A 24,586-nucleotide genomic window follows, 5' to 3' on the forward strand; every position below is an offset into this window, starting at 1 on the left:
CCCCCGCACCAGGCCACGCGCGCCAGGTCACGCGCAACAGGCCTGCTCCGCCGTCAGGGTGCGTCACACCCGCTTCAGGCGCCCCAGTACCTCCCCCGCCTCCGCCATCACCCGCTCCACCAGCTCCGCGCACGACGGCAGGTCCGCTATGAGGCCCGCGATCTGGCCCGAGGCCATCACCCCCACCTCCGGACGGCCGTCCACCATCGCCGACTTGAGCATCATGGGGGTGTTCGCCGCCAGCACGACCTGGCTCCACGTCAGGTCCTTGCCGTGCCGCATCGCCAGGCCGTCGCGGGCCAGTTGGCGCCAGCCCATGCCGGAGATCTTCCGGAACGCCGCCGCGTGCCGCACCGCGCGCGCCAGTGACGTGACCCGGCCCGAACTCTCCAGGTCCGCCACCAGCTCCGTGCGCAGCATCCGGTGCGGGAGGCCGTCCACGCGCGTGGTGACCGTGACGTCCTTGACGGTGGCGGCCAGATAGCGGGCCTTGACCGCGTCCGGCACCGTCGAGTCCGAGGTGAGCAGGAAGCGGGTGCCCATGGCCACGCCCGCCGCCCCGTACGCGAGCGCGGCGACCAGGCCGCGCCCGTCGTAGAAGCCGCCCGCCGCGATCACCGGCAGGTCCACCGCGTCGACGACCTGCGGGAGCAGCACGGTCGTGGCGACCTCGCCGGTGTGGCCGCCGCCCTCACCGCCCTGCACGAGCACGGCGTCCGCGCCCCACGCGGCGACCTTCTCCGCGTGCCGGCGCGCTCCGACGGAGGGGATGACCACCACGCCCGCGTCCCTGAGCTCGGCGATCAGCTCCCTGGACGGCGCGAGCGCGAACGACGCGACCCGCACGCCCTCCTCGACGACGATCCGCACACGCTCCCGCGCGTCACCCGCGTCGGCACGCAGATTGACCCCGAAGGGCGCCGTCGTACGCGACTTGACCTCGCGCACGGCGGCGCGCAGCTGGTCGACCGTCATCGTGGCGGAGGCGAGGATGCCGAGCGCCCCCGCCTCGGCGGTCGCCGAGACGAGGCGGGGCCCGGCCACCCAGCCCATGCCGGTCTGCACGATCGGGTGCCGGACGCCGACCAGCCGGGTCAGCGCCGTCTCCAGGACGGGGGTCCCGGACAGCGGGTCCGGTGGTTCTCGCGTCACGCGCGCACCTCGCTCTCGCGCAGGCCGCGCGGGTCCACCACCTCGCGGATCAGCCGCAGCTCCTCGGCCGTCGGCTCACGGGTGTACGGCACGTCGTCCGGCACGGCCAGGGCGAACCCGGTGGCCTCGCGTACCTGGTCGAGGGTGACGCCCGGGTGCAGCGAGGCGACGCGCAAGGAGCGGTCGGGCGTCCCGAAGTCGAAGACGCCCAGATCGGAGACGACCCGGCGCAGGTCGTGGAAGCGGGTCGCGGAGGGCCCGGCCGCCGCCGCGCTGTCGTACCCGACCCCGCTGATCATGTCGACCTTCTCGACGAAGACCCGGGTCGAGTGCCTCGGCACCCAGTAACTCACCGGATTGTTGAGCGTGTTGACCGGGGCGCCGCGCACCCCCAGCAGCTGGCGCCTGGGGCGCTCCCAGTCGCCGATGCACGAGATGTTCTGGTTGCCGTGGCGGTCGATCTGGCTCGCGCCCATCATCACGTGCCGCCGGCCGCCCATGACCATCGTCAGATGCCTGCGGTACGGCAGCCAGCCCTCGGTCACCGACGAGGCGGCTCCGACGGCCGGGACGTCGCCGATGAGCAGCGCCTCGCCGTCCGTGAGCAACAGGTCGGGGGAGAAGGTGAGTTTGGCGAGGCGGGCCGCGACCGACGGGACCGTGCCCATCGGGGAGGCGAGGATCTCGCCGTCGCCGCGCCAGGCCTCCGCGCAGGCGATCACGCAGTACTCGGCGCGGGTGACGGCCCGCGCGGTGGTGGACGTCATCGCTGCTCCTTGTGCCAGGTCCGGACGGCCAGGTGGTAGTCGCGCTCGTCGCCGGAGAGGAAGCGGGCCCGGAAGGCGTCCCAGGCCGCCGGGTCCGCCGCCGCGGTGGCGTACTCCTTCTGGAAGGGCTCGTCGCGGCCGTAGTCGGGCACGCAGGAGGTGAAGTGCGCCCCGCCGGGCGTCTCGGCCACCCCCGTCACGGCGTGCCGGGAGACCAGCATCGTCTGCGGCGCGGCATGCGCGGTGAGCTCCTCGGGACCGACGACGCGCTCGCACGAGACGTACGCGGTGTCGGCGGCCTCGCAGAACAGGTCGTCGAAGTACGGGTCGGGGCCCAGGTACTGTCCGTTGCCCGCGGGGTCGGCGCGGTTCATGTGGACCAGCGCCGCGTCCATCCGCAGGGCGGGCACGGCGACGAGCTCCTCCCCGTCCTCGTACGGCGAAGTGACTGTCCGCAGCCGGGGGTTGACCCGCAGGACGTCCGAGCCGAGGCCCGCGCGGATCGGCAGGAACGGCAGCCGCTGGGCGCCCGCGGTGAGCCCCTGCATGAACATCGCCTCGTCCAGTTCGACGAGTTCGAAGGCGCCGCGCTCGCGTGCCGCCCGGAAGTGCGGCTCCAGGGGGATCGAGTCGAGGGTGACGAAGGCGGTGACCAGTTTGCGGATCCGGCCGGCCGCGGCGAGCAGGCCGATGTCGGGGCCGCCGTACGAGACGACGGTCAGGTCCGTGACATCGGACCGCAGCAGCGCGCGCACCAGCGCCATCGGCTTGCGGCGCGATCCCCAGCCGCCGATGCCGAGCGTCATGCCGCTCGCCAGGCGCCCCACGATCTCGTCCGGCGTCATCCTCTTGTCGGTCCTGCCGCTCATGCCCCGCCCTCCCTGTGCGTCGCGGACGCCTCTCGCGTTCCGAAGTCCTCGCGGATGCGGTCGGCCAGGCCGCTGAGGTTCGCCTCGAAGGTGAAGCCCTGCTCGAAGCGGTAGCTGCGGTGCACGTCGACGGGGTCGATGCCGTTGATCGCGGCCTTGGCGAAGCGCAGCAGCGTGCCGTCCTTGCGGGCGATCTCCCGTGCCAACTCCATTGCCGCCCCGCGCAGTTCCTCGCGCGGGACGACCCGCCACACCGAGCCGTGCGCGTGCAGCTCGGCGGCGGTCGCCGTGCGCGAGGTGTAGTAGAGGGCGCGCATCAGATGCTGCGGCACGAGCCGCGCCAGATGGGTGGCCGCGCCGAGCGCGCCGCGGTCCAGCTCGGGCAGGCCGAAGGTGGCGTCCTCGCTCGCCACGATCGCGTCCGCGTTGCCCACCAGGCCGATGCCGCCGCCCAGACAGAAGCCGTGCACCGCCGCGACGACGGGGACCTCGCACTCGTACACCGCCGAGAACGCCGCGTAACACCCGCGGTTGGCGCCGATCAGCGCGGTGTGGCCGGTGTCGCGCTGCATTTCCTTGATGTCCACGCCCGCGTTGAACCCGCGGCCCTCGGCGGCCAGCACGACACAGCGGATCGCGGGGTCGCGCCCGGCCGCGCGCACCGCGTCCGCCAGGTCGAACCACCCCTGAACGGGCAGGGCGTTGACCGGCGGGTGGTCGACGGTGACGACGGCGACGCCCTTGTCCGGGGCGGAGGTGGAGACAGACATCAGAGGATCCGCTACCTTTCGACCACACGCCTTCAACCAAACATTTGTTAGTTGGAAAGGTAGCAGCGATGACTGACACACGACAGAGCGATGACTGACGGTCGGCAGGTGGTCGTGGTGACCGGCGGCACCCGTGGCGTCGGTGCCGGAATCGCCCGGAGCTTCCTCGCGGCCGGGGCCCGTGTCGTCGTCTGCGCCCGCAGGCCACCGGCCGAACCCGTCGAAGCGGCGGGCGCCACCGCCGAGTTCAGGCCCCTCGACCTGCGCGACGCGGAGGCGACCCGTGCCTTCTTCGCCGAAGTGGCCGCGGACCACGGCACGGTGGACGCCCTCGTGAACAACGCGGGCGGCACCCCCTTCGGGCTGCTCGCCGACACCGCCCCGGCCCGCCAGGCCAAGATCGTCGAGCTGAACCTGCTCGCGCCGCTGTACGCCTCACTCGCCGCCTACGAGGTGATGTGCCGTCAGGAGAGCGGCGGCAGCATCACGATGATCGGCAGCGTCAGCGGTACCCGTCCCTCGCCCGGCAGCGGCGCGTACGGAGCGGCTAAGGCCGGCCTGGAGAACCTCGCCGGCACCATGGCGGTCGAGTGGGCCCCGGCCATCCGCGTCAACACGGTCGTCCTCGGCCTTGCCCGCACCGAGAGCGCCCACCTGCACTACGGCGACGAGGACGGCGTCGCACAGGTCGCCCGCACCGTCCCGCTCGGTCGCCTCGCCGAGCCCGCCGACGTCGGCGACGCCTGCGTGTTCCTCGCGTCCGACCGCGCGCGGTACATCAGTGGTGCCGCGCTCCGCCTGCACGGCGGCGGTGAACGCCCCGCGTTCCTGGCCGCGGCACCCGTCAACCACGCACACACTTAGGAGCTCTGTCATGACGTCAGCTGCTGCCGGGTCCGGGCTCTGCGAGGGCCGGGTCGTGATCGTCACCGGCGCGGGACGCGGCCTCGGCCGGGCGCACGCGCGCGCGTACGCGGCCGAAGGCGCCCGGGTCGTCGTCAACGACCTCGGCGTGGGCCCCGACGGAGCGGGGGAGTCCGGCGGACCCGCGCACGACGTGGTCGAGGAGATCCGCGCGGCGGGTGGGCGAGCCGTCGCGCACGGCGGCGACATCGCCACGTCCGAGGGCGCCGCCTCGCTGGTGCGGACCGCCCTCGACGCGTACGGACGCCTCGACACCCTCGTCAACAACGCGGGCTTCCTGCGGGACCGCATGCTCGTCAACCTGGGGGAGGACGACTGGGACGCCGTGATGCGCGTGCACCTCAAGGGGCACTTCCTCCCCCTCAAGCACGCGGGCGCGCACTGGCGCGCCGAGGCGAAGGCCGGCCGCGCCCCGCACGCGTGCGTGGTCAACACCAGCTCGGGAGCGGGACTCCTCGGCAGCGTCGGGCAGGGCAACTACAGCGCCGCCAAGGCCGGAATCCTCGGCCTCACCTTCGTGGCGGCCGCCGAACTCGGCTCCTACGGAGTGCGGGTCAACGCCATCGCCCCCGCCGCCCGCACGCGCATGACCGAACAGACCTTCGCCGACACCATGGCCGCACCCGAGGGCGGCGGCTTCGACGCGATGGCTCCGGAGAACGTGTCACCGCTCGTGGTCTGGCTCGGCTCCACCGCATCCGCCGGGGTCACGGGCCGCGTCTTCGAGGCGGAGGCGGGCCGGATCACCGTCATGGAGGGCTGGCGGGCGGGCCCGACGGCGGACAAGGGGGCCCGTTGGTCGCCTGCGGAGGCCGGGGAGGCCGCGCTGAAACTGCTCGCCGACGCGGAGCCGCCGCGGCCGGTGTACGGGGCGCGCTGACGGCCCGGCGCTGCGGTCGCGGTGCCGTCCACCGGTGACTTCGCCAGGGAGCTCCGGAGCCGCTGTGACCTGCGGTTAGTGTGGAGGGCCGCATCCGTCCCGCCGAGGAGTCCCCGCCATGCCCGCGCCGCGTACCGTCCTGATCCTCCAGCACGTCGAGGTCGAGAAGCCCGGCCTGATCCTGGAGGCGCTGGAGGGCAGCGGGCTCGACGTCGACATCCGGAACCTGCTCGACGCCCCGAGCGCATCGCCGCGCGACCTGCCGCCCGTGGCCGACCTGGCGGGACTCGTCGTGATGGGCGGCCCCATGAACGCCGACGACCTCACCGGCCACCCGGCGCTGAAGCTGGAGCGCGACCTGCTCGCCGACGCGCTGCGGGCCGGCGTCCCGACCCTGGGCGTGTGCCTCGGCGCCCAACTGCTGGCCCGCGCCCAGGGCCTGGCCGTCCGGACCGGCGCCGAGCTCGGGCAGGCCGAGGAGATCGGCTGGGCCCCGCTGCGCGACGTGGACCGGGACGACCCCGTCGTCGGTCCACTGGCCGACGCCCCCGCGGTCCTCCACTGGCACGGCGACCGCATCGCGCCCGCCGCCGGTGTCCAGGTGCTCGCCCGCACCGACACGACCGAGTGCCAGGCGTTCCGGGCCGGGCCGGCGGCCTGGGGGCTGCAGTTCCACCTGGAGGTCACCCCCGGCCTGCTGGACGACTGGCTCGCCGAGCCGTCCTTCGCCACGGAGGCGGCCGAGGCGCTCGGCCCCGGCGCCACGGACCGGCTGGCGGCCGACGCCCGCGCCGTCGCCCCGGCCCTGCGACCGCTGGCCGAGCGCGGCCTGGCCCACCTGCGGTCCCTCTTCAGGGCGCGCGCGGGGCTCTAGGACCTCGCGGGCCCCGCGGCGGCGTCCTCCTCGGCGAGTACACGCTGCGCGACCGCGAACGCCGCGTTGGCCGCGGGGACCCCGCAGTAGACCGCCGTCTGCAACAGGACCGCGCCGATCTCCTGCGGAGTGAGTCCGTTGCGGCGCGCTGCGCGGACGTGCAGGGCCAGCTCGTCGAGGTGGCCGTGGGCGACCAGCGCGGTCAGCGTGATCATGCTGCGCTCTCGGTGCGCCAGCGTCGGGTCGGTCCAGATCTCGCCCCACGCGTAGCGGGAGATGAAGTCCTGGAAGCGCGCGGTGAAGGGCGTCGTCTTCGCCTGCGCGCGGTCCACGTGCGCGTCCCCGAGCACGGCCCGCCGTACGGCCGTGCCGCTCGCCGGGGCGGTGCCGGCGAAGTGGCCCCGCAGCGCCGTCGCGACCGCCTCGGGGCGTTCGGCGGGCGCCAGATGCGAGGCGCCGGCCAGCTCCAGGAGCGAGGCGCCCGGCACGGCGTCGGCGATCTCCCGCGCGTGGGCGGGCGGTGTCGCCGGGTCCTCGCGCCCGGCGACGACCAGCGTGGGTGCCACGATCGACGCCAGCGCCTCCCGCAGGTCGTACGCGGCCAGCGCGTCGCAGCACGCGGCGTACGCCCCTGGATCGGCGGCCCGGAGGTCCGCGACCAGGCCGGGCACGGTGAAGCCGGGCGTGAACCACCGGCCCGGCGCCGACTCCACGAGCCCGGCGAGTCCTTCGCGCCGCACCAGCGCGGCCCGCTCCCGCCACGGCTCGGCGCCACCGAAGTGGGCCGAGGAGCAGACCACGCCGAGGGACGTCACCCGGTCGGGGTGCCGGGCCGCGAGCCACAGCCCGACGGCGCCGCCGAGCGACACCCCCGCGTGCGCGAAGCGGTCGATGCCGAGGGCGTCGGCGAGGGTGAGGACGAGCGCACCGAGGTCGTCGACCGTGGCGCCGGGGCCGATCAGGTCGGCGGGGGAGCGGCCGTGGCCGGGAAGGTCCCAGCGCACGACGCGGTGGGTGGTGGCGAGTTCGGGCGCGACGGCGTCCCACAGGGCGGTGGAGGTGCCGAGCGAGGGGCCGAGGAGGAGTGGGGGAGCGGTGGTGGCGCCCTCGTCGGTGTGGTGCGGCATCCTGCCGCTCGGTGCGGTGGTCAACGTCGCTCCAAGGCGCGGTCGGTGAGTGCGGCGGCGGCGCCGGTGTAGCGGGCGGGATCGGTGAGTTCGGTGAGGTCGATGGCCTTCAGGGCGGGTTCGTCGACGCCGAGCTCCGTGAGGATCTCCCCGAGCACCGTCGCGAGCGTCCGCCCCGCCTCCTCCCGGGTGCGCCGGGCCGCCGAGGTCAGCGCCTCCTTCGCGCGGGCCCGCCCGAGCAGCGGAGCGAGCGCGGCCACCAGCCGTTCGGAGACGATCAACCCGCCGGTGAGGGTCAGGTGTTCACGCATCGCCTCCGGGTGTACGCGCAAGCTCTCGGCGAGCTCCGCCGCGTCCCGCGCGGCCCCGCCGGTCAGCCGCAGCAGGTCGCGCAGCGGCTCCCACTCGGCGTGCCAGGCGCCCGCGGGCCGCTCGTCCTCGGCGGCCAGCGAACCGTAGAGGGTCGCCGCGAGGGCCGGCGCACGCCGGGCGGCCGCCGCTATCAGGGTGGCGCGGACGGGATTGGCCTTGTGCGGCATCGCGGACGACCCGCCGCCCGCACCCTCGGAGACCTCGGCGATCTCGGTACGGGACAGCGTGAGCACGTCGGCCGCCGCCTTGCCGAGCGCTCCGGCGGTGAAGGCGAGGGCGGAGGCGAGATCGGCGACCGGGGTGCGCAGGGTGTGCCAGGGCAACACGGGTGCGAGCAAGTCGAGTTGGTGGGCGAACGCTGCGACCAGGGACTGGCCGGGTGGTTCCCGTCCCGCTTCCGGTAGCCCGTGCCCGCCCTCGGCACGGGAGGCTCCCTCATCGGCCCCGTACGCCTCGAAGGCGGCCAATGTCCCTGCCGCGCCGCCCAGTTGCACCGGAAGTTGGGCCCGGGCACTCGCCACCCGGTCCCGTGCGTCGAGGACCAGGGACCGCCAGCCCGCCGCCTTCAGGCCGAACGTCGTCGGCACCGCGTGCTGGGTGAGCGTGCGGCCCGGCATCGCGGTGTCCCGGTGTGTGGCGGCGAGCCGGGCCAACGCCCGCTCCGTGCGCGCCAGTTCGTCCAGGATCAGGTCGCACGTCCGGGCGGCGAGCAGCATCAGGGCCGTGTCCAGGATGTCCTGGCTCGTCGCACCCCGGTGGACGTACGGCGCCGCCTCGTCCGGCACGGCCGCCGTCAACCGCGCCACCAGTGGGATCACCGGATTCCCGCCGTCCCGTGCGCACAGTGCGATCTCCCGGGCGTCGAACCTGCCGGGGTCCGCGGCCGCCGCCGTCACCGCCGTCGCCGCCTCCCGCGGGCTCATGCCCACCGCGGCCTGCGCGCGGGTCAGCGCGGCCTCCGCCCGAAGCATCGCCGCGAGGAAGGCCTCGTCGGAGGTGGCCTCTTCGGCCGGGGACCCGGCCGACCCCGGCGAGAACAGGCCGCTCACGAGCGCTCCGCGGGGAATTCCAGGAAGACCGTCTCGTCCGCGCCCTGCAGACGGATGTCGAACCGGTAGGTGTGCGAGGACTCGCCCCGGGCGAGCAGCGTGGCGCGCCGCTCCGGGTCGAGGGAGCCGAGCAGCGCGTCGCCGGGCTCGTCCACCAAGTACGCGCGGGTGTACAGGTGGTGGAGCAGGCCGCGCGCGAAGACCGCGATCGAGAGGTACGAGACGCCGCCGGGCGGCAGCGTCCGCACGGCCCAGTGGCCGTCCGCGTCGGTCGGGACCCGGCCGAACCCGGTGAACGCGACGCCGTCGCGCCCCACCACCCGCCCCGTCACGGGATCCTGCCGCAGCGACCCCGGCACACCCGCGCGCGAACCGTCGGGCGCGGGCTGCCAGGTTTCTATCAGGGCGTCCGGAACGGGCTGCCCGGCGCCGTCGAACACGTACCCGTGCAGGGTGATCGTCTCAGGGTGTCCGGCCGGGGCCACCTCGCCGCCGCGCGGGAAGGGCAGCGCGTACCCGTAGAAGGGGCCGACGGTCTGGGAGGGCGTGGGGGCCCGACCGGGCGGGGACGTGGGGGAATCCGTGGCACCGGGCGGAGCGGGCCTCGGGCGCGGGGGCGTCGGAGTGGCAGGCATCAGTGGTGCTCGTCCTCCTCGAAGAGCGTCGCGGACGGGCCGTCCAGGACGATGTCCCAGCGGTGGCCCAGCGACCACTCCGGAACGGACAGGGTGTGGTCGTAGGCGCAGACGAGCCGCTGCCGCGCCGCCTCGTCGGTCACCGAGCGCAGCACCGGGTCGTACGGGAAGAGCGGGTCGCCGGGGAAGTACATCTGCGTCACCAGGCGCTGGGTGAACGCCGTTCCGAAGAGCGAGAAGTGCAGGTGCGCCGGGCGCCAGGCGTTGACGTGGTTGCGCCAGGGGTAGGCGCCCGGCTTGATGGTGGTGAAGCGGTACGCGCCGTCGTCGTCGGTCAGGCAGCGCCCGAAGCCGGTGAAGTTGGGGTCGAGGGGCGCCGGGTGCCGGTCCACCTGGTGGGCGTACCGGCCCGAGGCGTTGGCCTGCCACAGCTCCATCAACTGGCCTCGCACGGGCCGGCCCCGGCGATCCAGGACCCGGCCGGTCACCGTGATGCGCTCGCCGAGCGGCTCGCCCGGATGCCGGCAGGTCAGGTCGCTGTCCAGCGCGGTGACGTCGGTGGCACCGAAGGCGGGCCCGGTCAGCTCCACCGCCTCCGGATCGCGCACCGGCACGAGCGGCCGCTTCGGATGGCGCAGCCGGCTGCTGCGGTACGGCGGGTAGTCGCGCGGCGGATGGTGTCCGCCGGCCGCCGCGGTGTGCGCCTTCGCGATCTCGGCGTCGATCGCGTCCTGGGTGAGGCCGTCGGGCAGCGGGCCGGTGGCGGGGGGTTCGGTGCTGAGGGGCATGTCTGCGGGCTCCGTTCGAACCTCGGAGGAGTCGGTCAGGGCGGTCTTCCTACGCGTCTCCCGGCGCGTTTCCTTCGCGTGTCCCGGCCGCGTGTCCCGGCGAGAACCCAGCCGGTACGTGCACCTTCGCGGCCGTCCTGGCGGTGATCTCGGCGGCGGTGACGCCCGGCGCCGTCTCGACCAGCTCCAGGCCGTGGCCGGTCACCGCCAGGACGCCGAGGTCGGTGATGACGCGGTCGACGCAGCCCCTGCCGGTCAGCGGCAGCGAGCACTCCTTCACGATCTTCGGCGAGCCGTCCTTCGCGGTGTGCGTCATGACGGCGATGACCGTCCGCGCTCCGTGCACCAGGTCCATCGCGCCGCCGATCCCGGTGATCATCTTGCCGGGAACGGTCCAGTTGGCGAGGTCCCCGCGCGCGGAGACCTGCATCGCGCCCAGGACGGCGACGTCGATGTGGCCGCCGCGGATCATTCCGAAGGAGAGCGCCGAGTCGAAGAAGGAGGCACCGGGCAGCACGGTCACGGTCTCCTTGCCCGCGTTGATCAGGTTGGGGTCGACCTCCGCCTCCGTGGGGTAGGGGCCCACGCCGAGGATGCCGTTCTCCGACTCCAGGACGACCTCCACGTCCGGCGGCAGGTGGCTGGGGATCAGCGTGGGCAGACCGATGCCCAGGTTCACGTACTGGCCGTCGCGGAGTTCCCGCGCGGCGCGGGCGGCCATCTCGTCCCGGGTCCAGGCCATCAGCGGCTCACCGTCCCCGACTTCGCGGCCGGGCCCGTCCCGAAGGTCCCGGGTGGCGCGGTCGCGGTGACCGTGCGCCGTTCGATGCCCTTGTCGGCGGCCTGCTCCGCGGTGAGGGCCACCACCCGCTGCACGAAGACGCCCGGCAGATGCACCGCGTCCGGGTCGATGGCCCCCGGCTCCACCAACTCCTCCACCTCCGCCACGGTCACCCGCCCGGCCATCGCCGCGAGCGGGTTGAAGTTGCGGGCGGACCGGGCGAAGACGAGGTTGCCGTGCCGGTCGCCCCGGGCGGCGCGCACCAGCGCGTAGTCGGTGCGGATGCCGTGCTCCAGGACGTAAGAGGTGCCGTCGAACTCCCGTACCTCCTTGGCCGGCGAGGCCAGGGCGACCCCGCCCCCGCCGTCGTAACGCCAGGGCAGTCCGCCGTCGGCGACCTGGGTGCCCACCCCGGCCGGGGTGTAGAAGGCGGGGATGCCCGCGCCGCCGGCCCGCAGCCGCTCGGCGAGCGTGCCCTGCGGGATCATCTCGACCTCCAGCTCCCCGCCCAGGTACTGCCGGGCGAACTCCTTGTTGGCCCCGATGTAGGACCCGGTCACCCGCGCGATGCGGCCGGCCGCGAGGAGCACGGCGAGGCCCGAGTCCAGCGCGCCGCAGTTGTTGGACACGATCTCCAGGCCCGTCACCCCGGCCCGGTGCAGCGCGTGTATCAGCTCGTTCGGCACGCCGCTCAGACCGAAGCCGCCGACGGCCACCGACGCCCCGTCCCGGACGTCGGCCACCGCCTCGGCGGCCGTGGCCACCACCTTGTCCATCCGTGCGCCCCCTCTTGTCCTGTCGCCCCCGCCAGATACTCAGGGCACTGACTATTGCGACCGAGGATAGGAGGCCGCCAACTGCCTGACAAGACCAGCCCTGTTGGTCGTGCGCTCCGGGGTATTGTTCAGTGCACCCACAGAAATACGGTACGACGCATCGAGGAGTGGAGGCCCCATGGCCGCGGTGGACCTAGCCACCCACCCCGGGCACCTGGCCCGGCGGCTGCAGCAGGCGCACCACCTGCTGTGGAACGCGATGGTGTCCGAGGAGATCACCTCGCCGCAGTACGCCGTCCTCAACGCCCTCGTCGCCGAACCCGGCCTCGACCAGCGCACCGTGGGCGAGCGGGTGGGCCTGGACCGGTCCACGATCGCCGAGGTCGTCGCGCGGCTGATCCGGCGCGCTCTGCTCGACAAGGTGCGCGACGCGCGGGACGGCCGCCGCTTCCTGCTGCGTCTCACGGACGAGGGGCTGCGCACGCACCGCCGGCTGACCGTGCGCACCGCCCGGATGAACCAGGTCCTCCTCGCGCCGCTCTCCGCGGCGGAGCAGTCCGTCTTCCTCGACCTGATCCAACGGGTCGCGGACGCGGCGGAGGACCTGCGCAACCCGACGGCTCCGGCGGTCGCCGTGGGGGACTGATGCGCTCAGGTTCCTCTTGGCCGACTCGCTACAGCAGTCTCGTGTCGGTGCACCCGTGACGAGCCGCGGACTGCTTGGCGAAGTCCTCCAACGCAGCTCGCGCATACCGACGTTGCGGCTTTTCGTGGAATTGGGATCCCAGGTAGTCGATGATGAAGACCGCCTGCCGCGGTGAGCCGGGACAGGTTGCCTCCGCGCGGTGGGCGAAGTCAGTCAGGAGCGGCGTGGTGTGGCCGGACTCCCTGAGATCTTTGGAGGCGCGTGTCTTCAGCCGCTGATCGTCGGCGAAGGTTCCGTAGTAGGCGGACAGGCGGAGCCGGACCCAACCGTGATCGTCGAGCAGCAGGCAATCTTCGACGGGCGCCTCGGATACGGCGGTCCCGTGGGCCCGTGTGATCAACCAGCCCGTTCTGACACCCGCGCACGTGCCGTCCGCCCGAGCCAGAGCCGGCGCATCCGGGAACCTCTCCTGGCTGTACTCGAGCGGATCGACACGCTCCACACGACGGCCGAAGCGGGCATCGCAGCCGTACTCGCGCGCGGCCGCCCGCGCGGTCTGCGTCGCGAACCGGGCCAACCGCACACGTTGCGCAGCCTCCTTGAAGGAACGCCCTCCCCAGCTCGTCGCGTACAGCGACAAACTGTCCCCGACACGAGGCCCTGTCGTGTTGCGGCACCTGAGGAGGACAGTGGCCGTGGCTTGATCGCCCGCGCGGGTCACCATGCCCGACCAGCCGCTGGTGATCGGCGCCGAGAACCGACCGGCGTAAGAGCTGCCAGACCGGCCTGAGGAGTGCTGCGGACTCCACGCCTCGGAACGCCATTCCATCTCGACGACCGCCCGCTGCTCGTACCCGCCCGGGCCATCCAACCAGCACATGACGGGCGGGCCGGACTCGTCCGTGGAGGCTCTTCTTCGGATGTTGTGCTTCGTCTTGCCGGTGACGTCATCGGTTCGCAGCAGCGGGCGCACCTGATCGACGGCCACCGTACCGTCACACGCATCGGCCAACGACGGCCCGTCGCGCCACTTCGCGAAGCCGTCCCCGATGAAGAACCAGCCCACCCCCGCCACCACGAAGAGCGCCAACGTGGCGGCACCATACCGAACGCCCCTGCGTAGTGACACACGCCTCCAACTCGGCACCCATTCCCCCTGGTTGGCTCCTGTCGATGGCGTGGGCGACAGTATCAGCGTCCCGGCCCCACACCTCAGCAACCTCAGGCCTTCGCGAACACCACCCACACCTGCCCCTTGGCGAAGGGGAGCGGCTTGCCGTCGGGGGTCGTGAAGGTGGTGCCCGACCGTGCCGCGGGGCGGCTCCAGCGCGCCCGGTAGGCGCGGCCGTCCCGGAGTACGCTCGCTGAGCCCTGCCCGACGGTCTCGGTGAACGGAGAGACGCTGCCCGCCCGGTCGTGGAAGCGTGACGGCCGCACCTTCACGTACTGCACGACGACCGTCGACGGGGCCAGCTCCTTGCCGTCGGAGGTGCGGGCCCGCCGCCCGTCCATCGTGACGCGCCAACGCCCCTCGTACTCCACCCAGTCGAAGGTGAAGGACGCGGCCGGGAAGCGGACCGTGCGGTGGGCCTGCGGAGTGCCGCCCCGCGGGCGCGGCCCGAACCGGAAGCCGGTGGCGGCCAGGGCGCCCGGCTCCGGATCGGCCTTGAGGGCGCTCGGCCGGAGGAAGAGGTTGTGTGGCGCGGGACGGCCGGCGCCCCGGTAGTAGGCGTCGCCGGGCGCCTTGCCGGGCGGCAGCGCCCGCAGGGGAGCGGCCGCGACGAGGGGGAGCAGCTTGGACTGCGCACCGGAGAACGCGAGGGCGGGCCGGTCGAACTGGCGCAGCAGTTCGAGGTCGGTCTCGCGCGCGCTGCGCACCGGGCCCACGGCGGACGGCAGCCGGGACGCGTAGACCGCCATGAGACGGCTGAGTCCCGCCTCCACCTGCTCGGCGTAGACGATGTCCGCGGCGTCCAGGCCGGTCTGCGGGCGGGCGGGGCCGACGTTGTCGATCTTGACGGCGAGTACGCCGCCCCGGCCCGAGCCCGCCGGCGGGTTGCCGTCCGCCCCGGAGGGTTCGACCGTGCAGCCGGACGCCAGGGCGGCGAACGCGATCGCCACCGCCGCCCCGGTCCGGGCGCGCAGCGCCGTTGCCGTGGGTGTTCCGGTGTGCGCCGGTGTCCGCGTTCCCGCTCGCCGTTTCATGCGGGAGTCCTACCCCGATCGCGCACGGTCGCAGCCGGTTCCGTCAGCCCAGATCGAGGGCGTTCGGCAGGCCGAGCCGGTAGCGGACGCGGTCGTGGCGCTTGAGGGCCTCGATCTCCGGGACCCGGTGCAGCGGCGTCACCGTGCACGGCTTCTGGTCCGAACCCGCCTGCTTCAGCAGGGCGTTGACCGCCTGGCGGGCCGCGGCGTTGGCGCCCTCCATCGTCGCCAGGTCGATGTCCACGGAGACGTAGTCGCCGGCGAGGAAGAGGTTGGGGATCTTCGTGGCGGCCGTCGGGCGGTTGTGGAACGTGCCCACCGGGTGGATGAGGAGCTGGTCCTCGTTGGTCGGGTTCGGCGTGCCGAGGCCGGACACGCCGGGGTCGAGGAACCACGAGTGCAGCTTGCCGTCGCTCAGGACGGTCCTGCCGGTGTCGTTGAGGGCGGCCTTGAGCTGCGCCCACACCTCCTTGGCGACCTCCTCGCGGGTGCACTGCTTGGCCGTCCTGCCGTACAGGATCCCCGGTTTGTCCCACTCGGAGATGTCCACCGAGAGGCAGTCGACCGCGACGCCGTCGCCGTAGTCCGCCGGGAAGTCGCGGTCCGGCCAGTGCGCCGCCTGCGCGATGCCGGTCAGCGACCAGGGCGAGTCGATGAGGTTGAAGTGACCCCGCACCACGGGCGGACGCTCCGTCAGATAGAACTGGATGCCCGTCATCCAGTCCGTCTGCAGCGCGTCGCAGCGTGCCAGTTGCGGGTCGGCCGCCTTCATCGCGGCGCTCCAGGTGCGGCGCGCGTGCTCCACCGGCATGGCCTGCACATAGTGGTCGGCGGTGATGTCGCGCCGTACGCCGTCCGGGTCCTCCACCACGGTCTTGGTGACGCGGCCGCCGTCGAACCCCAGCTCGCGGACGGTCCAGCCGATGCGGAACTGCACGCCCAGGGAGGTGAGATGGGTGACCCACGGGTCGATCCACGCCTCGTTGGTCGGCGCGTTGAGGATCCGGTCGGGCGGGCCGTCCGCCCCCTGGCCGAGCGCGTTGAGGACGAAGGCCTCGCCGAGCGTGCCGACGGTGCGGGTGCTGGCCTGTTCGGCCTTGGTCGCCACGATGTTGCGGGTGACCCCGATGACGAGGATGCGCTGGTAGTCCTTGGACATCCGCTCGGCGCGCGTGAACTCCCACCAGGGCGTCGACTCCCAGTCGTCCTCGCGGCGTTCGTCGCAACTGGTCAGGAAGACCAGCGCGCGGTTCACGAAGTACGCGGCCTCATGGGCCGGCAGGTTGAACGCGGTGTCGAGAAGGGCGCCGAGCGCCCGCCGGATGTCGTCGAGGGTGAGTCTCTCCGGGTCGCTGCCGGGCCAGGGGATCGGCATCCGGAGGTCCTCGCGGCCGGTGCGCGCGAAGGACATCTCGCGGGGCGCGACCAGGTTGTCCCACACGCCGTGCGCGTTCCCGGGGAAGGGGATGCGGCGCATCGTGTCCGGGAGGTTGTGGTAGATGCCGGGGATGAAGCGGAAACCGTGCTCACCGGGGAGCGGTTTGCGGTTGCCCTTCGCACTGTCCGGCACGTCCATGCTGCGGGCCTTGCCGCCGAGCGCCCGGCGCTCGAAGACCGTGACCGCGAATCCGCGCTCGGCCAGCTCGTGGGCGGCGGTCAGTCCCGCGACGCCGCCGCCGAGCACGGCCACGGACGGTTCGGCCCGCGGCGCCGTCGGGACGGCCGCCGCGGCCGGCAGTGCCCCCACGCCCACGCCGAGCGCGGCGGCCCCGCCCACGGCGGCGGCCCCCGCGACGAATCCCCGTCGTGTGCTGCCCGCGGCGCCCTCGCGTCTCGCGCCCGGATCCCTGCCGGGATCCTCGTCCCACCCCAAGTCCCGCCCCATGCCCTGCCCCCATTACCGTCGGTAACTGACGTGTCAGGCGCAGGAGCCTACGGTCGCGGCGGATGGGGTGGAAGGTACGGGGGGACCCGATCGCACATTGGCGTGATTGCGGTGGTCGCGGGTGCGCGGGGACGGACGCGGCCGGTCAGCCGGGGGTGCCGAAGACGTCGTCGAGGGCGTGCCGCACCGGCTGTTCCAGCTGGGGGTACGTGCAGCTCTCCGGGCTCCGGTCGGCGCGCCACCGGCGGAACGCGGCCGTGTGGCGGAACCGCCGTCCGCCCTCCATGTGGTCGTACGCCACCTCGCAGACCCGCTCCGGACGCAGCGGCATCCAGGAGAGGTCCTTCTTGCCCGACCAGCGGCTGGGGGCGCCGGGCATCCGGGACGTCTCGTGGGCGCTCTCGTCGGTCCAGGCCGCCCACGGGTGCCCGGCTGCCGACTCCATCCGCAGCGGTTCGAGCTCCTCGACGAGTTCGGCGCGGCGCTTCATCGAGAACGCCGCGCAGACGCCGACGTGCTGCAGGGCGCCCTCGTCGTCGTACAGCCCGAGCAGCAGCGAGCCGACGACGGGGCCGCTCTTGTGGAACCGGTAACCCGCGACCACGCAGTCCGCCGTCCGCTCGTGCTTGATCTTGTACATCAGGCGCTCGTTCTGCCGGTACGCCAGGTCGAGCGGCTTGGCGATGACGCCGTCCAGGCCCGCCCCCTCGAACTGCTCGAACCAGACCTGTGCCGTCTCCGGGTCCGTGGTCGCGGGCGCCAGGTGGACGGGTGGCGTGACTCCGGACAGCGCCTTCACCAGGAGGGCGCGCCGCTCGGCCAGCGCGGTGGTGAGGAGCTCCTGGTCGCCGAGGGCGAGCAGGTCGAACGCCACGAAGGAGGCGGGGGTGCGCTCGGCCAGGAGGTTCACGCGGGAGGCAGCGGGATGGATGCGCTCGGTGAGCGCGTCGAAGTCGAGGTGGCCGTCCCGGACGATCACGATCTCGCCGTCCACCACACCGCGCTCCGGCAGGCGCTCGCGCAGGGCCGTCACCAGTTCGGGGAAGTACCGGGTCAGCGGCTTCCCGGTCCGGCTGCCGATCTCGATCTCGTCGCCGTCGCGGAAGACGATCGCGCGGAACCCGTCCCACTTGGCCTCGTACTGCATGCCCGGCGGGATCTTCGCCATGGGCTTGGCGAGCATGGGCTTCACGGGCGGCATGACCGGCAGATCCATGGTCCAAATCTAGGAGGAGTCCGTACGTTCCGCCTGTTCGCCACCGGTGCGCGGCGACCTCGTGCGCTCGTAGGGCGACGACCACCGGCGGCAGTCCGCGAGGACAGGTCGGTTAGGCTGTGCGGCCATGAAGACCGGGACGGCGTCACGCCACACACGGAACGGCTCCCCGGCGCTCCGCTGAGTGCCGTACGGGCAGGCGTGGTCCTGTCATCGGGAAGGGCGTCGTGTGCCCGGGCGCGGGCTCCGCCGCCTCCGTCGTCGTTGATCACAGGCTCAACACCTCAACCACGACGGAGAGTTCATGCCCACCACCATGCTGCAGATTCCCGCCCCCGACGGCCGCGCCGAGGCTCTGGCCGCCTTCCCCGACGAGGGCGGCCGGTACCCCGCGGTGCTGATGTACCCCGACGCCTTCGGCATCCGGCCCGTCCTGCGGGAGATGGCCGAGGAGCTGGCCGGGCACGGGTACTACGTGCTCGTCCCGCACATCTTCTACCGGAACGGCCCGGTCCCGCTGCTCGACCTGCCCGAGCACATCGGCGAGGAGGCGCGGACCGCGCTCCTGGCCCGGGTGATGCCGCTGATCGAGGAGCACACCGCCGACCGGGTCCGCCGGGACGCCGAGGCCTTCCTGGAGTTCCTCGCCGGCCGGCCCGAGGTCGCCGAGGGGCCGGTCGGGGTGACCGGCTACTGCATAGGCGGCCTGCTGGCGACGCGCACCGCCGCGGCCCACCCCGACCGGGTCGCCGCCCTCGCCGCGTTCCACGCCCCGGTGGGCGCGGACGGGCCCGACAGCCTCGCCCGGATCACCGCGCAGATCCATTTCGGCCACGCCGAGAGCGATCTGACCCCCGAGGCGCTGGCCGAGCTGAACGGCTCCCTGGACGCCGCGAAGGCCGACTGGACCTCCGAGATCTACCCCGGCACCGTCCACGGTTTCACCATGGCCGACACGGACGCGTTCGACCCCGAGGGGCTGCGGCGCCACTGGGCGCGGCTGCTTCCGCTCCTGGACCGGGCGCTGCCCGCGTAGCGGCCGGTCGCCACGAGCGCGGCGGAGGGGGCCCGGGTTCAGCTCCGCCCGGGCGGCCCCGGGCGGCCCCGGGTGCTGGCCCGGCCCCGGCCGGGAGCGCCGCCCGTGCCGGGGTACGTGGTCGAAGTCGCGGGGTGCGGTGGTCGTCAGTCCTGCGCCTCGGGCGCGCCGGTCCGACGGTCGACCGCGGCTTTGATGGTCTCGCGCAGCTCGTCCCGCGTGCAGCCGAGGCCGCGCAGGATGCGTGCGGCCGGGCTGCCCTCGACGCGGAGCAGGCCGAGCAGCGCGTGCTCCGTGCCGACCCAGTCGTGGCCGAGGTCGGCCGACGCGCGGCGCGCCTGCTCGATGGCCTCCTTGCTCTCGGGCCGGAACGCGATGTGGCCCCGGGGTGCCTTCTCGCCGGCCGGCGGCATGGCTTCCCGGATCGCGTCACGTACGCGCTCCTCCGTGCCCGCCCGCGCGACCAGCACCTCGTGGGCCAGGCCCCGCGGCTCGCCGAGCAGGCCGAGCAGCAGGTGTTCGGTGCCGATGAAGTCGTGCTTGTGCGTCCGGGCGGCTTCCTGTGCCAGCACGATGCAGTGCCGGTTCAAATCGGTGTACCGCTCGAAGGGGCCGGGCGCGTGGCGCTGCTGGGCGGCCTGCTTGGAGACCCCGATGGCGTCGCCGATCTCGGTCCAGGAGGCGCCGGTCTGCTTGGCCTTGCTGACGTAGTGGTCGATGAGCTGGTCACCGAGGTCGGAGAGGGTCTGGGCGCGCAACCTCGCCTCACTGATGCGAGCCAGTTCGTTCGCCTGGGGGAGGTCTTCGTCGAGGCGGGAGATCAGGTCCGAGAGGCTGATGTCGAGTGGACTCATGCGTCAAGGTTAAGTTGACGGTGGAGGATCGTCAACCTCTAATTGACGATCGGCGCTCAGCGGTCACTGGGCGAAGCAGGGTCGCCCCTTGCCCGGTATGCGACACATGCGCAACCCGCTTAGCGTGGCTCGCATGGGTGCAGCCAACGGCAAGAGCGCAGCCGTACAGATCGACACGGGGGAGCGGGAGGTGCGCCTCTCCAGTCCCGACCGGGTCGTCTTTCCCGAGCGCGGATTCACCAAGCGGGACATCGCCGAGTACTTCGTGGCCGTCGGCCCCGGCATCCTGCGGGCGCTCCGGAACCGCCCCACCACGCTGCAGCGTTACCCGGGCGGGGCGGCCGGCGAGTTCTTCTACCAGAAGCGCGCCCCGAAGAACCACCCCGACTGGATCCCCACCGCCACCATCACCTTCCCCAGTGGCCGCACCGCCGACGAGATGTGCCCCACCGAGGTGGCCGCGGTCATCTGGGCCGCGCAGTACAACACCCTGACCTTCCACCCCTGGCCCGTGCGGCGCGACGACATCGACCACCCCGACGAGCTCCGCATCGACCTCGACCCGCAACCCGGCACGGACTACGCCGACGCGGTGCGGGCCGCGCACGAACTCCGTGCCGTTCTCGACGAGTTCGGCGGCCTCGTGGGCTGGCCCAAGACGTCGGGCGGCCGCGGCATGCACGTCTTCGTGCCCATCGAGCCGCGCTGGACCTTCACCCAGGTGCGCCGGGCCGCCATCGCCTGCGGCCGGGAGCTGGAACGGCGGATGCCGGACGCGGTGACCACGGCGTGGTGGAAGGAGGAGCGCGGTTCCAAGATCTTCGTGGACTACAACCAGACCGCGAGAGACCGCACGATCGCCTCCGCGTACTCCGTACGCGCCCGCCCGCACGCCCCCGTCTCGGCGCCGCTGCGCTGGGACGAGGTCGACGACGCCGTCCCCGAGGACTTCGACCTCGCGACGATGCCGGTCCGCTTCGCGGAGGTCGGCGACGTGCACGCCGGCATGGACGACCGGGCGCACTCCCTGGAGGCACTGCTCGACCTCGCCAACCAGGACGAACGCGACCACGGCCTGGGCGACCTGCCGTACCCGCCGGAGTACCCGAAGATGCCGGGCGAGCCGAAACGGGTGCAGCCCAGCCGGGCGAGGCACGAGGAGTAGCGGTCTCGATTCCACCCACCTAAGCGTCAGATCGGATAGGCCGTGTGGATGTTGCCGTCGCGAATGACTACCTCCACTTCGCTCGTCGTCCGGCCGCTGCCGTTGACTCCGACCGGGCTGCCGTAATCGAAGCGGTGGATGTGTGAGTCCTGGCCCATGGTGGCGCGGGGATTGGGCAGAGCTGGGGTGCCCGGCATGCCCGGTCCCGAGCTCCCGGCCCGCGCTGACCCTCGATGTGGTTCTCACGATCTTCGGTGATCCCGTGGTTACCGTCGCGACTGGGCACCATGCCCCACGAGTCGGTCCAGCGCAGCGGGTCGAGGACGTATGCGTGGTGATTGGGGGCCGGGGCGAGGCCGAGGGGGTCTGCGCTCAGCCGACGACGGACGGGACTTGGCGGCGGACGACAGATCCGCCTGCGCCTCACGGCCCCGGGCCAGTGCCTTGTCCGCGAGGGACTGCGCGCGCTCCAGCTCAGGCCAGTACGCGGCCAGCGCGTCACCCGCCATCGAGTAGCTCTTCTTGAACACCATGCCCCGTCCGCCGTCGCCCAAGCTCGCGTGGGCGACTCCTAAACTCCTGGTGTGAGTGATGCCGAAATAGCCCTGCCCCACCCGGCAGAGCTGAAGCGGTTGGCTGCGTCCCGGCCGGATCTGTTGCGGGGGATCGCCGCCGAGCTGGCGAGAAGCCGGCGCCTCCCGCAGCTCGAACCCCTCTTCGCCGAGTCGCCCCGCGAGGGTGCCGATCCGGAGACGGAATTGCGGGCCTGCGTGCTCGGGGAGCTGTCCCTGAGGGGAGCGGCGTGGCGCGCGCTGCCCGCGCTCGACGCGTACGCGCAGCAATTGCAGGGCGTGGGGCACCCGTTGGCCCGGTTGCCGGAGACGCGCCTCGATCTGGAGCACCGCTTCGGGGTGCGGACGCGCGGGGCCGGGCGCGTGCGCTCGGCGCGACAAATGAGGGAGCGCTTCCCCGAGACGCCCGGCACGGAGCGCGGCGCGGCAGCGGGGGCCGCGGCGCACGAGGTGCCGGACGCTGCGCGGTCGCGGGCGGCCGCCCGGGCGTTCACCGCAGGAGGCTGGGCTCGTGAGCCAGAGGCGCGGTTCTTCACCCTGCCGCATCCCTTGGCCGATGAGGACTTCGGCATGGCGTTCCTGCGGGAGCTGCCGCTCGACTCGCTCGAGGGCGAGCCCGGTCGGGGCGGGATGTCGGCCTGCCTGACAGCCGGCGACGACGCACTCAACGAGCTGTACTCGGCGGCCTTCAACGGTGGGGTCGACGGCCGCCCACAGCATGGTGCCTACGCGCGACTGTACGCCTGGCAAGGGCTGTACGCGCTGATGGATCTGCCCTCGGACACGCCGTTCCTCGAGGCGGCGCGATACGCGGTCGGTTGCCGGTGGCTGCGCTTCATGGCGTTCACCCGCTGGTTCCATCACGACACGGCCGACGTGGGGCTCGCGATGCTCGATCCTTCCCGCACGCGGGTGGCCGTGCTGGCGGCAACGGACACCGGTGGATAGGGACCGCCCGGAGGGCACGGCGACGTGGTGCACTGCAGGCGGCGCCCCCACCCCGTACGGGTGAGGGCGCCGCCGTGAAACACGGTGAGGCCGGGGCTACAGCTCCTTGACCCGGATGTCGCGGTACGACACCACGTCCGACACGCTGTGGACCTGGAGGCCCAGATAACCGGACGCGTAGCGGCGGCCGTCCGTGCCGGGGTCGTCACCGCGCGGTGGCGTGAAGTCCTGGCCGCCGACGTTGTCGAACTCGTTGATCAGGACGCCGTTGCGGTAGATCGAGTAGTGCTGGTCCACCACCTTGATCTCGTAGTCGTTCCACGTCCCCTTGGGGGTGACGTGGGCGCCGGCGAGGCCCACGCGGTCGAAGCCGTAGACCGAGCCCGTCTTGTACATGTCGCCGTCCGGGCGGTCGTTGATCTGCAGCTCGTGCCCGTACTTGATGGCGACCCACTCCGGGCGTGACTCCTCCGGGTGGTCGTGGACCTGCGGGAAGCGCGCGAAGACACCGCCGTTGGCGTTGCCGTTGCCCGGCGCGTCGTCCCGCCACTGCAGCTTCAGCGAGAAGTCGCCGTACTTCCGCTTCGGGAACCACAGCATGCCCATGCCGTCGACCGAGGTGGAGCTGGTGATCGAACCGTCGGCGTTGAGGCCGAACTTGCCGCCGCCCACCTGCTCCCACTGCTCGAAGGACTTCTGCGTCCCGTCGAAGATCTTGCGGTAGCCCTCGGTCTGGCCGGGCTTGCCGATGCCGGACTGCTTGGCGGCGCGGTTGATCTTGTTGTACTCGCGCTGGTCGATCTCGCCCGCCTTCAGGAGCTTGTCCGTGACCCCCTTGACGTGCTTGAGGAAGAGCGCGTGGGAGGTCCACTCCTTCTCGTCCTCTATCAACTCTCCGACCCGGCAGCGGTTGTTGGTGACCCGGTTCGGGATGCCCGTGTCGACCGTGCCGACGAAGACCGTCGACCGCTCGTCGTACTCGGGGCAGTTGGGGGAGGGGACGCCGCCGCCCTCGGAGACGGTGAAGGAGACCGTCTTGGCCGCGGCGGTGTTGCCCGCCTTGTCGCTCGCCCGGTACGCCACACTGTGCCGCCCGACGCGGTCGACGGTGACCGGCGCCCCGTACGCGAGATAGGGGCCGCCGTCCAGGGAGTACTCGACCTTGTCCAGCCCGGAGCCGGCGTCCGTCGCGGTGACCGTCACCTTGGCCCGGCCGAGGTAGGCGCCGTCGGAGTCCTTGTCGCCCTCGACCTTCGCCGAGGTCTCCGGCGGTGTCCTGTCCTCGACGGGCGGCGCGACCACGGTGAACTCGACGGACTTCTCCGCCGCCTGGTTGCCGGCCTTGTCGGCGGCGCGGTAACGCACCTTGTGCGTGCCGGCCTCGTGGACCATCACGGGAGCCGTGTACGCGGTCCAGGCGCCGTCACCGAGCGCGTACTCGATCTTGTTGACGCCGGAGCCGGTGTCCGACGCCGTCACGGTGACCGTGGCCATCCCGACGTACTGACCCTGGTCGTTCTTCTCGCCGGCCACGGTGGCGGACGTCTCCGGCGGCGTCCTGTCGTCCGTCGGCGGCGCGACGACCGTGAAGTCGGCGGACTTCTCCGCCGACGCGTTGCCCGCCTTGTCGGTGGCCCGGTAGCGGATCTTGTGCGGGCCGGCCCGGTCGACGACGACCGGCGCCGTGTACGGCTGCCAGGCGCCGTCCGCGCCGATCGCGTACTCGATCGTGGCGACGCCCGAGCCCTCGTCCGTCGCGGTCACCGCGACGGTGGCCGAACCGACGTACGCCCCGTCGGCGTTGGTGGTCCCCTCGACCTTCGCCGAGGCCTCCGGCGCCGTGGTGTCCTCGCCGCCGCCCGCGGTCACCACCAGGACGCCCTGCATCGAGCCGTGGCCCGGGATGGTGCAGTGGTAGCGGTAGCGCCCCGGAGTCAGCGTGACCTCGGCGGTGTGCTTGCCGCCCTGGTCGTCGTTGGGGTTGGCCATGATGTTTAGCGTGACGTCGTTGTTGTACTCCGGGTCGGAGGTGTCGAACGTCAGCGTGTGCGGCATGCCGGTGGTGTTGCCGGTCGCCTCGCTGTTCTCGAAGACGATCGTCGCCGGGCCCGCGACCGCCGTGGTCGGCGCCGACTTGTACTTCGTGATGTCGTTGTCGGCGGTCCAGGTGAGGGTCTGCGCCGCAGCGGACCCGGTGTCGTCCGGGCGGGCCGTCGCCGTGGTGGAGGTCAGCCCGAGCACCATCAGGAGCGCCACGAACAGCGCCGCGTACATTCTTCGCCCTCCGGGAGCGGA

Annotated in this window: 24 protein-coding genes; 7 read left to right on the top strand and 17 right to left on the bottom strand. The window is 72.8% G+C overall.

The window, feature by feature from the left end:
* Nucleotides 1–63 precede the first annotated feature (63 nt).
* The 4 genes from ACZ6B8_RS11530 to ACZ6B8_RS11545 are packed head-to-tail and all read right to left on the bottom strand — an operon-like array spanning nt 64 to nt 3,558.
* Nucleotides 64–1,110, bottom strand: a complete 1,047-nt coding sequence (locus ACZ6B8_RS11530; protein WP_471607195.1) for an NAD(P)H-dependent flavin oxidoreductase — start codon at nt 1,108–1,110, stop codon at nt 64–66.
* Between the two features lie 38 nt (nt 1,111–1,148).
* The gene (locus tag ACZ6B8_RS11535) at nt 1,149–1,919 is read right to left on the bottom strand and encodes a CoA-transferase subunit beta (RefSeq protein WP_471607078.1); all 771 of its coding nucleotides are present in this window, start codon (nt 1,917–1,919) and stop codon (nt 1,149–1,151) included.
* Nucleotides 1,916–2,788 carry a CoA transferase subunit A gene (locus tag ACZ6B8_RS11540; protein ID WP_471607079.1) on the bottom strand — a complete coding sequence of 291 codons (873 nt, stop codon included), beginning with the start codon at nt 2,786–2,788 and terminating at the stop codon, nt 1,916–1,918. Before ACZ6B8_RS11540 ends, ACZ6B8_RS11535 begins: the two co-directional genes overlap by 4 nt.
* Entirely contained in the window at nt 2,785–3,558 is a 774-nt protein-coding gene (locus tag ACZ6B8_RS11545; protein WP_471072668.1) for an enoyl-CoA hydratase family protein, read from the bottom strand. Before ACZ6B8_RS11545 ends, ACZ6B8_RS11540 begins: the two co-directional genes overlap by 4 nt.
* A 90-nt stretch (nt 3,559–3,648) precedes the next feature.
* Between ACZ6B8_RS11545 and ACZ6B8_RS11550 the strand changes: the two genes are divergently transcribed.
* The 3 genes from ACZ6B8_RS11550 to ACZ6B8_RS11560 all read left to right on the top strand — a co-directional run bounded on the left by ACZ6B8_RS11550 (nt 3,649) and on the right by ACZ6B8_RS11560 (nt 6,236).
* Nucleotides 3,649–4,422, top strand: coding sequence for an SDR family oxidoreductase (locus ACZ6B8_RS11550; protein ID WP_471607080.1), 774 nt, complete (start codon nt 3,649–3,651; stop codon nt 4,420–4,422).
* 10 nt (nt 4,423–4,432) lie between these two features.
* Nucleotides 4,433–5,362 (top strand): SDR family oxidoreductase, encoded by a 930-nt coding sequence (locus ACZ6B8_RS11555; protein WP_471607081.1) that lies wholly within the window; start codon nt 4,433–4,435, stop codon nt 5,360–5,362.
* 118 nt (nt 5,363–5,480) lie between these two features.
* Nucleotides 5,481–6,236, top strand: coding sequence for a type 1 glutamine amidotransferase (locus ACZ6B8_RS11560; protein WP_471072659.1), 756 nt, complete (start codon nt 5,481–5,483; stop codon nt 6,234–6,236).
* Here the strand turns inward: ACZ6B8_RS11560 and pcaDC are convergent.
* From pcaDC to ACZ6B8_RS11590, 6 genes are read right to left on the bottom strand one after another with little or no spacing between them, the layout of a single operon-like run.
* Complete coding sequence (gene pcaDC / locus ACZ6B8_RS11565; RefSeq protein ID WP_471607196.1) at nt 6,233–7,363, bottom strand: bifunctional 3-oxoadipate enol-lactonase/4-carboxymuconolactone decarboxylase PcaDC; 1,131 nt, start codon at nt 7,361–7,363, stop codon at nt 6,233–6,235. The genes ACZ6B8_RS11560 and pcaDC overlap by 4 nt on opposite strands.
* A 20-nt stretch (nt 7,364–7,383) precedes the next feature.
* Nucleotides 7,384–8,784 (bottom strand): 3-carboxy-cis,cis-muconate cycloisomerase, encoded by a 1,401-nt coding sequence (gene pcaB / locus ACZ6B8_RS11570; protein WP_471607082.1) that lies wholly within the window; start codon nt 8,782–8,784, stop codon nt 7,384–7,386.
* The gene (gene pcaG, locus ACZ6B8_RS11575; RefSeq protein WP_471607083.1) at nt 8,781–9,419 is read right to left on the bottom strand and encodes a protocatechuate 3,4-dioxygenase subunit alpha; all 639 of its coding nucleotides are present in this window, start codon (nt 9,417–9,419) and stop codon (nt 8,781–8,783) included. Before pcaG ends, pcaB begins: the two co-directional genes overlap by 4 nt.
* Nucleotides 9,419–10,207 carry a protocatechuate 3,4-dioxygenase subunit beta gene (gene pcaH, locus ACZ6B8_RS11580; RefSeq protein ID WP_471607084.1) on the bottom strand — a complete coding sequence of 263 codons (789 nt, stop codon included), beginning with the start codon at nt 10,205–10,207 and terminating at the stop codon, nt 9,419–9,421. The genes pcaG and pcaH overlap by 1 nt, the downstream gene beginning before the upstream one ends.
* 49 nt (nt 10,208–10,256) lie before the next feature.
* Nucleotides 10,257–10,949, bottom strand: coding sequence for a CoA transferase subunit B (locus ACZ6B8_RS11585; RefSeq protein WP_471607085.1), 693 nt, complete (start codon nt 10,947–10,949; stop codon nt 10,257–10,259).
* Nucleotides 10,949–11,764, bottom strand: a complete 816-nt coding sequence (locus tag ACZ6B8_RS11590) for a CoA transferase subunit A (protein WP_471607086.1) — start codon at nt 11,762–11,764, stop codon at nt 10,949–10,951. Before ACZ6B8_RS11590 ends, ACZ6B8_RS11585 begins: the two co-directional genes overlap by 1 nt.
* A 178-nt stretch (nt 11,765–11,942) precedes the next feature.
* On the opposite strand from ACZ6B8_RS11590, the gene ACZ6B8_RS11595 reads away from it, so the two are divergent.
* Nucleotides 11,943–12,410, top strand: coding sequence for a MarR family winged helix-turn-helix transcriptional regulator (locus ACZ6B8_RS11595; RefSeq protein WP_471072642.1), 468 nt, complete (start codon nt 11,943–11,945; stop codon nt 12,408–12,410).
* Nucleotides 12,411–12,438: 28 nt separating this feature from the next.
* Here the strand turns inward: ACZ6B8_RS11595 and ACZ6B8_RS11600 are convergent, their stop codons facing one another.
* The 4 genes from ACZ6B8_RS11600 to ACZ6B8_RS11615 all read right to left on the bottom strand — a co-directional run bounded on the left by ACZ6B8_RS11600 (nt 12,439) and on the right by ACZ6B8_RS11615 (nt 17,716).
* Nucleotides 12,439–13,500, bottom strand: coding sequence for a hypothetical protein (locus tag ACZ6B8_RS11600; RefSeq protein WP_471607087.1), 1,062 nt, complete (start codon nt 13,498–13,500; stop codon nt 12,439–12,441).
* Between the two features lie 131 nt (nt 13,501–13,631).
* Nucleotides 13,632–14,615 carry a DUF3048 domain-containing protein gene (locus ACZ6B8_RS11605; RefSeq protein ID WP_471607088.1) on the bottom strand — a complete coding sequence of 328 codons (984 nt, stop codon included), beginning with the start codon at nt 14,613–14,615 and terminating at the stop codon, nt 13,632–13,634.
* Between the two features lie 43 nt (nt 14,616–14,658).
* Entirely contained in the window at nt 14,659–16,500 is a 1,842-nt protein-coding gene (locus ACZ6B8_RS11610; protein WP_471607089.1) for a hydroxysqualene dehydroxylase, read from the bottom strand.
* 145 nt (nt 16,501–16,645) lie between these two features.
* Complete coding sequence (locus tag ACZ6B8_RS11615) at nt 16,646–17,716, bottom strand: ATP-dependent DNA ligase (protein ID WP_471607090.1); 1,071 nt, start codon at nt 17,714–17,716, stop codon at nt 16,646–16,648.
* A 304-nt stretch (nt 17,717–18,020) separates the two neighbouring features.
* Here ACZ6B8_RS11615 and ACZ6B8_RS11620 point away from each other — a divergent pair, with 304 nt between their 5' ends.
* The gene (locus ACZ6B8_RS11620; RefSeq protein ID WP_471607091.1) at nt 18,021–18,752 is read left to right on the top strand and encodes a dienelactone hydrolase family protein; all 732 of its coding nucleotides are present in this window, start codon (nt 18,021–18,023) and stop codon (nt 18,750–18,752) included.
* Nucleotides 18,753–18,898: 146 nt separating this feature from the next.
* Here ACZ6B8_RS11620 and ACZ6B8_RS11625 read toward each other — a convergent pair whose 3' ends face one another.
* On the bottom strand, nt 18,899–19,606 hold the full coding sequence (locus ACZ6B8_RS11625) for a Clp protease N-terminal domain-containing protein (protein ID WP_471607092.1): 708 nt from the start codon (nt 19,604–19,606) through the stop codon (nt 18,899–18,901).
* A 133-nt stretch (nt 19,607–19,739) separates the two neighbouring features.
* On the opposite strand from ACZ6B8_RS11625, the gene ligD reads away from it, so the two are divergent.
* Nucleotides 19,740–20,771, top strand: coding sequence for a non-homologous end-joining DNA ligase (gene ligD, locus ACZ6B8_RS11630; RefSeq protein ID WP_471607093.1), 1,032 nt, complete (start codon nt 19,740–19,742; stop codon nt 20,769–20,771).
* Nucleotides 20,772–20,797: 26 nt separating this feature from the next.
* Here the strand turns inward: ligD and ACZ6B8_RS11635 are convergent, their stop codons facing one another.
* Complete coding sequence (locus tag ACZ6B8_RS11635) at nt 20,798–20,968, bottom strand: hypothetical protein (RefSeq protein ID WP_471607094.1); 171 nt, start codon at nt 20,966–20,968, stop codon at nt 20,798–20,800.
* Nucleotides 20,969–21,355: 387 nt separating this feature from the next.
* On the opposite strand from ACZ6B8_RS11635, the gene ACZ6B8_RS11640 reads away from it, so the two are divergent.
* Complete coding sequence (locus ACZ6B8_RS11640) at nt 21,356–22,291, top strand: DUF6183 family protein (RefSeq protein ID WP_471607095.1); 936 nt, start codon at nt 21,356–21,358, stop codon at nt 22,289–22,291.
* Nucleotides 22,292–22,387: 96 nt separating this feature from the next.
* Here ACZ6B8_RS11640 and ACZ6B8_RS11645 read toward each other — a convergent pair whose 3' ends face one another.
* Nucleotides 22,388–24,565, bottom strand: coding sequence for an OmpL47-type beta-barrel domain-containing protein (locus ACZ6B8_RS11645; RefSeq protein WP_471607197.1), 2,178 nt, complete (start codon nt 24,563–24,565; stop codon nt 22,388–22,390).
* Between the last annotated feature and the right edge of the window lie 21 nt (nt 24,566–24,586).

Source organism: Streptomyces sp. NPDC041122 (genome assembly GCF_055592445.1).

What these genes read in the sequence shown, in the direction of transcription:
- ACZ6B8_RS11535 (WP_471607078.1), bottom strand. Translation starts at nt 1,919, where the DNA reads ATGACGTCCACCACCGCGCGGGCCGTCACCCGCGCCGAGTACTGCGTG.
- ACZ6B8_RS11540 (WP_471607079.1), bottom strand. Translation starts at nt 2,788, where the DNA reads ATGAGCGGCAGGACCGACAAGAGGATGACGCCGGACGAGATCGTGGGG.
- ACZ6B8_RS11545 (WP_471072668.1), bottom strand. Translation starts at nt 3,558, where the DNA reads ATGTCTGTCTCCACCTCCGCCCCGGACAAGGGCGTCGCCGTCGTCACC.
- ACZ6B8_RS11550 (WP_471607080.1), top strand. Translation starts at nt 3,649, where the DNA reads ATGACTGACGGTCGGCAGGTGGTCGTGGTGACCGGCGGCACCCGTGGC.
- ACZ6B8_RS11555 (WP_471607081.1), top strand. Translation starts at nt 4,433, where the DNA reads ATGACGTCAGCTGCTGCCGGGTCCGGGCTCTGCGAGGGCCGGGTCGTG.
- ACZ6B8_RS11560 (WP_471072659.1), top strand. Translation starts at nt 5,481, where the DNA reads ATGCCCGCGCCGCGTACCGTCCTGATCCTCCAGCACGTCGAGGTCGAG.
- pcaDC (WP_471607196.1), bottom strand. Translation starts at nt 7,363, where the DNA reads ATGCCGCACCACACCGACGAGGGCGCCACCACCGCTCCCCCACTCCTC.
- pcaG (WP_471607083.1), bottom strand. Translation starts at nt 9,419, where the DNA reads ATGCCTGCCACTCCGACGCCCCCGCGCCCGAGGCCCGCTCCGCCCGGT.
- pcaH (WP_471607084.1), bottom strand. Translation starts at nt 10,207, where the DNA reads ATGCCCCTCAGCACCGAACCCCCCGCCACCGGCCCGCTGCCCGACGGC.
- ACZ6B8_RS11585 (WP_471607085.1), bottom strand. Translation starts at nt 10,949, where the DNA reads ATGGCCTGGACCCGGGACGAGATGGCCGCCCGCGCCGCGCGGGAACTC.
- ACZ6B8_RS11590 (WP_471607086.1), bottom strand. Translation starts at nt 11,764, where the DNA reads ATGGACAAGGTGGTGGCCACGGCCGCCGAGGCGGTGGCCGACGTCCGG.
- ACZ6B8_RS11595 (WP_471072642.1), top strand. Translation starts at nt 11,943, where the DNA reads ATGGCCGCGGTGGACCTAGCCACCCACCCCGGGCACCTGGCCCGGCGG.
- ACZ6B8_RS11605 (WP_471607088.1), bottom strand. Translation starts at nt 14,615, where the DNA reads ATGAAACGGCGAGCGGGAACGCGGACACCGGCGCACACCGGAACACCC.
- ACZ6B8_RS11610 (WP_471607089.1), bottom strand. Translation starts at nt 16,500, where the DNA reads ATGGGGCGGGACTTGGGGTGGGACGAGGATCCCGGCAGGGATCCGGGC.
- ACZ6B8_RS11615 (WP_471607090.1), bottom strand. Translation starts at nt 17,716, where the DNA reads ATGGATCTGCCGGTCATGCCGCCCGTGAAGCCCATGCTCGCCAAGCCC.
- ACZ6B8_RS11620 (WP_471607091.1), top strand. Translation starts at nt 18,021, where the DNA reads ATGCCCACCACCATGCTGCAGATTCCCGCCCCCGACGGCCGCGCCGAG.
- ACZ6B8_RS11625 (WP_471607092.1), bottom strand. Translation starts at nt 19,606, where the DNA reads ATGAGTCCACTCGACATCAGCCTCTCGGACCTGATCTCCCGCCTCGAC.
- ligD (WP_471607093.1), top strand. Translation starts at nt 19,740, where the DNA reads ATGGGTGCAGCCAACGGCAAGAGCGCAGCCGTACAGATCGACACGGGG.
- ACZ6B8_RS11635 (WP_471607094.1), bottom strand. Translation starts at nt 20,968, where the DNA reads ATGCCGGGCACCCCAGCTCTGCCCAATCCCCGCGCCACCATGGGCCAG.
- ACZ6B8_RS11645 (WP_471607197.1), bottom strand. Translation starts at nt 24,565, where the DNA reads ATGTACGCGGCGCTGTTCGTGGCGCTCCTGATGGTGCTCGGGCTGACC.